At 73.9% G+C, this 2,632-nt stretch carries 3 protein-coding genes; all 3 read left to right on the top strand.

Annotation, left to right across the window (positions count from 1 at the left end; genetic code table 11):
• Positions 1–122 precede the first annotated feature (122 nt).
• Entirely contained in the window at positions 123–440 is a 318-nt protein-coding gene (locus tag EYA84_RS30205; RefSeq protein ID WP_236146045.1) for a hypothetical protein, read from the top strand.
• 144 nt (positions 441–584) lie between these two features.
• On the top strand, positions 585–1,241 hold the full coding sequence (locus EYA84_RS30210; protein ID WP_131057594.1) for a response regulator transcription factor: 657 nt from the start codon (positions 585–587) through the stop codon (positions 1,239–1,241).
• Positions 1,242–2,632: HAMP domain-containing sensor histidine kinase (locus EYA84_RS30215; RefSeq protein WP_131057597.1), on the top strand; the 1,391-nt coding region annotated here is incomplete at its 3' end. It lies immediately after the preceding gene.

Genomic DNA, 2,632 nt, shown 5'->3' on the forward strand with positions numbered 1-2,632 from the left:
GTCCCGGGCCGCCGAGCGCCGCCGTCCGGGTCGGCGGCGGCACGCCGGGACCGGTTTTGTCCGGTACGGGCCCGGCCGGGCGTGCGGACGGGCATGCTCGGAGGCAGGCCGGTGGAGAGGGGATGGGCGTGGAGAGCTACCACGAGGACTGGACCGACAGCCAGCGGGCGCTCTACGACGAGTGCTACCGGGCCGGTACGGACTGGGCCGCCGACCCCGACACCGCCGCCGAGGACGTGCAGCAGGTGATCAACCTCGGCCAGGCCGACGACGACACGCTCGCCGACGCCGAGATCGACTTCCCGCCCCTGGTCGACGCGGTCACCGAGGCCACGGGTGAGCTGGTCACCACCGTGCCGGCGAGCCACGACGACCCGGCCTTCCGGGGTTTCGTCGACGGCGTACGCGACGCCACCGCCGACGAGGTCTTCGGCCTCTGAGTCACCGTCACCCGCCCTGGGCCTGTCACCCGGGGCGGTTGTCTGCCACCATCTAAGGTCAGTTCCGCCGACCGTGACGCCACGGGGCGGTGGAGTCGACCGGGACCATGCGGGGTCAGCGGGCAGACCGAACGGGGAGGCCGGGTGCGCATCCTGCTGGTCGAGGACGACCGTCGGGTGGCCGCCGCGTTGTCGTCCGCGCTGACGCGTCGCGGCTACGAGGTGGAGCACGCGGCGACCGTCACCGCCGCCCTGTCCGCCGCGCCGTGCGACCTGGTGCTGCTCGACCTGACTCTGCCCGACGGCGACGGCACCGACCTCTGCCGTGAACTGCGTCGCCGCAGCAACCAGCTCGGCATCATCGCGGTGACCGCCCGGGGCGAGGAGCGGGACCGGGTGCTCGGTCTGCGTCTCGGTGCCGACGACTACGTGGTCAAGCCCTTCTCGATGGTGGAGTTGCAGGCCCGCATCGAGGCGGTGCTGCGGCGCGCCTCGCACGCGGCACCGGAGCGCAACCTGATCGAGGCCGGGCGGCTGCGCATCGACGTGGCGGCCCGTACGGTCACCGTGGCCGAACGCCCGGTCGCGTTGACCCGCAAGGAGTTCGACGTGCTGGTCTCACTGGCCCGGCAGCCCGGTGTCGCGGTGCCCCGCGACCGGATCCTGCTCGACGCCTGGGGGACCACCTTCGCCGACCGGCACACGGTCGAGGTGCACGTCGGGTCGTTGCGGAGCAAGCTCGGCGACGCGCGGCTGGTGGAGACCGTGCGCGGCGTCGGCTACCGACTGCGGAGCGAGTGAGTGCGCCGCCGGCTGGTGATCAGCTACCTCCTGCTGATGGTGTTGGTGCTGGCCGCGTTGGGCCTGCCGCTGGGCATGACGCTGACCACGCGGGAGACCGAACGGGTCCGGGCGGACCGGATCGCCGACGCCACCCGGTTCGCCTCGCTGGCCGGTCCGGCGTTGCGCAGCGGTGTCTCCGGCCCCCTGGACGCCGAGTTGAGCAGCTACGACGAACTCTTCGGCATCGGCGCGGCGGTGGTCGACCGGGACCGGCGGGTGGTGGTCGCGTCGGGCGGCTTCCGTCCGGGTACGGGCACCCGCGAGGCGTTGGACGTCGCCCTCTCCGGCCAGCAGACCAGCGGACCGGAGTCGGTCTGGCCCTGGGTGCGCGGGCCGATCGTGGTGGCGGTGCCGATCAACGACGGTGGCGAGGTGCTCGGCGCGGTGGTGACCGCGACCCCGTCCGACGGGGTGCGCCGTACCGTGGTCACCTGGTGGCTGCTGCTCGCCGCGCTGGGCACGCTCGCGGTGCTGGCCTGCGTGCTCACCGCGTTCGGGCTGGCCGGTTGGGTGCTGCGCCCGGTCACCGAGCTGGACGCGGTCACCCACGAGATCGCCGAGGGGGACCGGGGTGCCCGGGTGCAGCACCAGGTGGGCCCGCCGGAGCTGCGGCGCCTGGCGGCGAGCTTCAACCACATGGCCGACGCCGTCTCCGACGTGATGGACCGTCAGCGCGCGTTCGTCGCGCACGCCAGTCACCAACTCCGTAACCCGTTGACCGCGCTGCGGCTGCGGGTCGAGGAGTTGGGCCCGAGCCTGACCGACGAGGACGGCCGCGCCGAGCACCGGTTGGCCCTGGAGGAGACCGACCGGCTGGCGCTGCTGCTCGACGCGCTGCTCACCCTGGCTCGGGCCGAGCGGCGGGAGAACCAGCGGGTGACCGTCGACGCGGTGGCGACGGCCGCGTCCCGGGTCGCCGCGTGGGAGCCGTTGGCCCGACACCGCAAGGTGGCCCTGCGCCTGGCGGCAGACCCGACGCCGGCGTACGCCCGGACCGTGCCGACCGCCATCGACCAGGCGCTGGACGCGCTGATCGACAACGCGGTGAAGTTCAGTGGCGTGGGCGGCGAGGTGACGGTCTCCGTCGCGACCCGGGAGGGCGGGATCGCCCTGGAGGTACGCGACACCGGCCCGGGTATGACCTCCGACCAGCTCGGCCAGGCGACCGAACGGTTCTGGCGGGCACCGGAGGTGCAGAACGTCGACGGCGCCGGGCTGGGGCTGACCATCGCCGCCGTGCTCGTCGACGCCTCCGACGGCCGGTTGACCATGCACCCGAACTCGCCACGGGGCCTGGTGGCCGCGCTGTGGTTCCCGGCGGCCACCGAGCCGGCCGACCTCGCCGCACC

The organism is Verrucosispora sp. SN26_14.1, from assembly GCF_004307965.1.
Lineage (GTDB): Bacteria > Actinomycetota > Actinomycetes > Mycobacteriales > Micromonosporaceae > Micromonospora.

Coding starts and splice junctions, on each gene's coding strand:
- EYA84_RS30205 (WP_236146045.1), top strand. CDS start 123: ATGGGCGTGGAGAGCTACCACGAGGACTGGACCGACAGCCAGCGGGCG.